The 5,432-nt window shown below is 62.3% G+C and carries 6 protein-coding genes and 2 pseudogenes; 6 read left to right on the top strand and 2 right to left on the bottom strand.

What is annotated here, in order from left to right; genetic code table 11:
* A pseudogene (locus FTV32_RS17795) lies at positions 1 to 190 on the bottom strand (plasmid recombination protein); the annotation flags it as partial.
* 459 nt (positions 191 to 649) lie between these two features.
* Entirely contained in the window at positions 650 to 949 is a 300-nt protein-coding gene (locus FTV32_RS15740) for a hypothetical protein (protein WP_010904468.1), read from the bottom strand.
* A gap of 181 nt (positions 950 to 1,130) precedes the next feature.
* Between FTV32_RS15740 and FTV32_RS17605 the strand changes: the two are divergent.
* The 6 genes and pseudogenes from FTV32_RS17605 to repC all read left to right on the top strand — a co-directional run.
* Positions 1,131 to 1,772, top strand: a pseudogene (locus FTV32_RS17605) (MobA/MobL family protein); the annotation flags it as partial.
* Positions 1,773 to 1,878: 106 nt separating this feature from the next.
* Entirely contained in the window at positions 1,879 to 2,289 is a 411-nt protein-coding gene (locus tag FTV32_RS17600; RefSeq protein WP_010895877.1) for an IncQ-type mobilization protein MobB, read from the top strand.
* Positions 2,220 to 3,242, top strand: coding sequence for a DNA-primase RepB domain-containing protein (locus FTV32_RS17595; RefSeq protein ID WP_306669421.1), 1,023 nt, complete (start codon positions 2,220 to 2,222; stop codon positions 3,240 to 3,242). Before FTV32_RS17600 ends, FTV32_RS17595 begins: the two co-directional genes overlap by 70 nt.
* Before the next feature lie 67 nt (positions 3,243 to 3,309).
* On the top strand, positions 3,310 to 3,546 hold the full coding sequence (locus FTV32_RS15730; RefSeq protein ID WP_010895879.1) for a hypothetical protein: 237 nt from the start codon (positions 3,310 to 3,312) through the stop codon (positions 3,544 to 3,546).
* A 65-nt stretch (positions 3,547 to 3,611) separates the two neighbouring features.
* Positions 3,612 to 4,451 (top strand): helicase RepA family protein, encoded by an 840-nt coding sequence (locus tag FTV32_RS15725; protein ID WP_172688719.1) that lies wholly within the window; start codon positions 3,612 to 3,614, stop codon positions 4,449 to 4,451.
* Positions 4,438 to 5,289 (top strand): replication protein C, IncQ-type, encoded by an 852-nt coding sequence (repC, locus tag FTV32_RS15720; protein ID WP_010895881.1) that lies wholly within the window; start codon positions 4,438 to 4,440, stop codon positions 5,287 to 5,289. The genes FTV32_RS15725 and repC overlap by 14 nt, the downstream gene beginning before the upstream one ends.
* The last annotated feature ends 143 nt before the right edge of the window (positions 5,290 to 5,432 follow it).

Below are 5,432 nucleotides of genomic sequence, written 5' to 3'. Positions count from 1 at the left end.
CATCGCCGTCGCCGAGCATCTGAATTTTCGGCATGCGGCCAAGGCACTTGGTATCAGCCAGGTGATCGTTGTCCGGTGTGCGCTCCTGATCGGCGTTCGGCGTCTCGCGGTCGCGGTAGCAGTGCTGCAACGCAGCCGCCACCGTGCCCATGCTGTTGAGCTTCTTCGCCCTCATGATCGCAAACGCCATCCGTCCCCCGGCGCAACTGTCACGCCCCCGGCGTAACTGTCACGCCCCCCCGGCGTAACTGTCACGAACCCCCGGCGTAACTGTCACGCCCCTAAACCTGCAAACCCAGGAAGGGGGGGAGCTGGTGGGGTGTTGGAAAAATCCATCCATGATTATCCAAGAATAATCCACTAGGCGCGGTTAACAGCGCCCTAGTGGGGCACTGTTTGCCCTTGCTTAAAATGCCGGCCAGAGGCCGGATAACTTCTCTATCCGCTGCGCTAGGCTACACACCGGCCCCACCCGCTGCGCGGCAGGGGGAAAGGCGGGCAAAGCCCGCTAAACCCCATACCAAATCCCGCGGGAATACGCTGGAGCGATTTTAGCCGCTTTAGCGGCCTTTTCCCTACCCGAAGGGTGGGGGCGGTGTGCAGCCCCGAAGGGGCCATTCAGGGGCCATTCTGACCGCTTTGCGCTTGGCTATCCTTGCGGCTCCGGCTGACCATGCTCCTGTGGCTGCTGTTTCTGCTTGGGTGGAAGTCCGAACAGTGCCCGATCATGGTCGCGCTCTAGGTAGCTGTCCAACCCATCGAGCAGGCGCTGTTCTGGCCACTCGCCGTTTTCAACTTTGCCGAGTATCCATGCACCTACCAGCACTTTGCGCCGGGTGTTTTCCTTGCGCTTTTGCTGCTGCTCCCGTGCTCTGATCCGTTGGATCTCGGCGTTGATTCGTGCCCGTTGTTCTTCCAGCTTGGCGAGCCGTTCCGCTGTTTTTGCCATTTTGATAATCCTCTTGGTTATGTGCTTGTCATTATGCTATCATCGGAGCACAGACACCGCAAACCCCGACCGTCATTTTACGGGAGGGCGCACTTACCGGTTTCTCTTCAAGAAACTGCCCTGGGGGCACCCCTTCGGGGCTGTGCGCTCTCCGAGGGCCATTGCATGGAGCTAAACCCCTATGGCCATCTATCACCTTACGGCCAAGACCGGCAGCCGGAACGGCGGCCAATCGGCCAAGGCGAAAGCCGATTACATCCAGCGGGAGGGCCGTTACTCCCGCGACCGTGAAGAGGTGCTGCACACCCAGTCCGGCCACCTGCCCGAGTGGGCCGAGCGTCCCGCCGACTACTGGGACGGTGCCGACCTGTACGAGCGGGCCAACGGTCGCTTATTCAAAGAGATTGAGTTTGCCCTGCCGGTCGAACTGACCCTAGATCAGCAGCGGGAGCTGGTGGACGAATTCGCCCGGCATCTGACTGAGGGCGAGCGCCTGCCGTATACGCTGGCCATCCATGCCGGTAACGGTGAGAACCCCCATTGCCACTTGATGATCTCCGAGCGGAAGAACGACGGTATCGAGCGCCCGGCTGACCAGTGGTTTAAGCGGTACAACGGCAAACAGCCAGAGCGGGGCGGGGCGCAGAAGTCCGAGAGCCTGAAGCCCAAGGCATGGCTTGAGCAGACCCGCGAGGCATGGAGCCACTACGCCAACCGCGCCCTTGAACAGGCCGGGCACGAGGCCCGCATTGACCATCGCACCCTTGAGGCGCAGGGCATTGAGCGCTTGCCGGGCATCCATCTTGGCCCTAACGTGGTGGAGATGGAGAGCCGGGGCATCCGCACCGAGAGGGCCGATATCGCCCTAGCCATCGACACGGCCAACGGCCAGATCATCGACTTACAAGAATACCGGGAGGTTATCGAGCATGAGCGCGATAGACAGAGTGAGGAAATCCAGAGGGATCAACGAGTTAGCGGCAGAGATAGAGCCGCTGGCCCAGAGCATGGCGACACTGGCGGACGAAGCCCGGCAGCGGATCGCCGAGGTACAGCAGGCCAGCGAGGAGCAGGCCGCGAGCTGGACGAGCCAGCAACAGCAAGCCATGAGCGCATGGCGGCAGGCAGCAAAGGACATGAGGGCAGCCGCAGGGGAACTGGCCAAGGCCGGCCAGACGGCCCGGAGCGCCGCCCGTGGCTGGACATGGAGGTTGTGGGCCGGGGTCTTGATCGCTTCCGTGATGCCTATTCTGGCGCTGCTGATCGCATCATGGCTTTGGCTGGAGCCGCAAATCATCGAGCAACAGGGGAGCATATGGCTGATTTTCAAGCTCAAGTGAAAGGTGACCGCACCGCGCAAGCCATCGCCCGGCAGCTCAAGGCCATGGGCTGCGACCGGTACGACATCGGCATACGGGATGCCGCCAGCGGCAAGATGATGAACCGGGAATGGACACCGCAGGAAGTGCAGCAGAACGCCGCCTGGCTCAAGCGCATGAATGCCCAGGGCAACGATATTTACATTCGCCCCGCCGAGCAGGCCCGGCATGGTCTGGTGCTAGTTGACGACCTCAGCAGCGACGATCTGGACGCCATGAAGCAGGAGGGCCGGGAGCCTGCCGCCATCATCGAGACCAGCCTCAAGAATTATCAGGCATGGGTGAAGGTGGCTCAGGATGCCCCAGCAGATCATAGGGGCGTAATCGCCCGGAAGCTGGCCCGGGAGTATGACGCCGACCCGGCAAGCGCCGACAGCCGTCACTATGGCCGTCTGGCAGGCTTTACCAACCGCAAGGACAAGTACACCAGCCGCACCGGCTATCAGCCGTGGGTGCTGTGCCGGGAGTCCAGCGGCAAGAGTGCCACCGCAGGGCCGGAGCTGATGCAGCAGGCCGGGCAGGTGTTGGACAGCATCGAGCGCCGACAGGAACGGACGGCACGACTGGCCGAGATCACCGCCCCGCAGAGTGTGCGTCGGTATCGCCGCAGCGTCGTGGACGACTACCGCAGCGAAATGGCCGGGCTGGTCAAGCGGTACGGTGATGACCTCAGCAAGTGCGACTTCATCGCGGCCATGAAGCTGGCCAGCAAGGGCCGGGAGCCGGACGAGATCAGCAAGGCCATGGCCGAGGCTAGCCCCGCTATCATGGAGCGCAAGGCGGGCCATGAGGCCGATTACATCAAGCGTACGGTGCAGAAGGTGATGGAGCTTCCGCAGGTGCAGGAGGCCCGCGCCGAGCTGGCGAAGCAGACCCAGAAGCAGCGCAGCAAGGGGCCAGATTTAAGCATGTAATGCTTGTTTTGATAAAACAAAACTGCTATATTGTCAAAACAATTTGACTTTATAGTAGGATTAAAAAATGGATATAGGAAAGGCAAAAGAGTATTTTGGGCTTGGATTGATTCAGGGTGCCGTGGTGAGATCGTCAAGTGTTCTGCATAACGGGTGGACTATCGAGCTGAGCGGCAACATTGGCAGCGCACAACCTACCTTACACACCGCCAGAGGTGATGTGCGGCAGTTCAAGACACTGGATGCGGCGGCCAAGGTCGTGCGAGAAATTGGGCTGCGAGAGTGGCGTGTTATCACTGACTAGGCGGCGCATGGCGGGGATGCCCCGCCAGCGCCTGACCATCAACCGCCTGCAAAGGAGGCAAACCAATGGCTACTCATAAGCCTATCGATATTCTGGCGAGCTTCACAGAGTTACCGCCGCCGATTGACTACGTACTGCCCAACATGGTGGCCGGTACCGTGGGGGCGCTGGTGTCCCCCGGTGGGGCCGGCAAGTCCATGCTGGTTCTACAGCTGGCCGCACAGATCGCAGGCGGCCCCGACCTGCTGGACGTGGGAGAGCTGCCCACCGGCCCGGTGATCTACTTGCCCGCCGAAGACCCGCCCACCGCTATACATCACCGCCTGCACGCATTGGGGGCGCACCTGACCGACGAGCAACGGCAAGTCGTGGCTGACGGTCTGCTAATCCAGCCGCTGATCGGCAGCCTGCCCAATATCATGGCCCCGGAGTGGTTCGACGGCCTCAAGCGCGCCGCCGAGGGCCGCCGCCTGATGGTGTTGGATACGCTGCGTCGGTTCCATATCGAGGAAGAGAACGCCAGTGGCCCCATGGCGCAGGTGATTGGCCGCATGGAGGCCATCGCCGCCGATACCGGGTGTTCTATCGTGTTCCTGCACCATGCCAGCAAGGGCGCGGCCATGATGGGCGCAGGCGACCAGCAGCAGGCCAGCCGGGGATCGTCCGTGCTGGTGGATAACATCCGCTGGCAGTCCTACCTGTCCGGCATGACGGCCGCCGAGGCCGAGGAATGGGGCGTGGACGACTCACAGCGGCCCTATTTCGTCCGCTTTGGTGTCAGCAAGGCCAACTATGGGGTGCCGTTCAAAGACCGCTGGTTCAGGCGGCATGACGGCGGGGTGCTCAAACCCGCCGTGCTGGAAAAGCAGCGCAAAAGCAAGGGGGTGCGCCGTGGTGAAGCCTAAGAACAAGTACAGTCTCAGCCACGTCCGGCACGACCCGGCGCACTGTCTGGCTCCCGGCCTGTTCCGTGCCCTCAAGCGGGGCGAGCGCAAGCGCAGCAAGCTGGACGTGACGTATGACTACGGCGACGGCAAGCGGATCGAGTTCAAGGGGCCGGAGCCGCTGGGTGCTGATGATCTGCGCATCCTGCAAGGGCTGGTGGCAATGGCTGGGCCTAATGGCCTAGTGCTTAGCCCAGAACCCAAGACCGAAGGCGGGCAGCAGCTCCGGTTGTTCTTGGAACCCAAGTGGGAGGCCGTTACCGCTGATGCCATGGTGGTTAAGGGCAGCTATCGGGCGCTGGCCCGTGAAATCGGGTATGCAGAGGATGGCGGCAGCCAGTTCAAGGCAATCCGGGAGTGCATTGAGCGCCTGTGGACAGTCTCCATCATCGCCCAAAATGGCCGCAAGCGGCAGGGGTTCCGGCTGCTTGCCGAGTACGCCAGCGACGAGGCAGGCGGGCGTCTGTACGTGGCCCTGAACCCCTTAATTGCTCAGGCCGTCATGGGTGGTGGCCAGCATGTGCGCATCAGCATGGACGAGGTGCGAGCGCTGGACAGCGAAGCGGCCCGCCTGCTGCATCAGCGCCTGTGTGGCTGGATCGACCCCGGCAAGACCGGCAAGGCGGCCATAGATACCCTGTGCGGCTATGTCTGGCCGTCAGAGGCCAGTGGTTCGACCATGCGCAAGCGCCGCCAGCGGGTGCGCGAGGCGTTGCCGGAGCTGGTTGCGCTGGGCTGGACGGTAACCGAGTTCGCGGCGGGCAAGTACGACATCACCCGGCCCAAGGCGGCAGGCTGACCCCCTGTTTAACAGTCACGCCCCTCCCCCTCCGCACTGTCAGATTGCTACCAGCTCAAGACGCCGTACCGGGACGGCACCACGCACGTCATTTTCGAACCATTGGATTTCATTGCAAGGCTGGCCGCCCTGGTACCGAAGCC

The sequence above is a fragment of the Acinetobacter sp. YH16032 genome (genome assembly GCF_013417345.1).
Lineage (GTDB): Bacteria > Pseudomonadota > Gammaproteobacteria > Pseudomonadales > Moraxellaceae > Acinetobacter.
The sequence above is the reverse complement of the archived record's forward strand: the minus strand, read 5'-3'. Positions and strand labels throughout refer to the sequence as shown.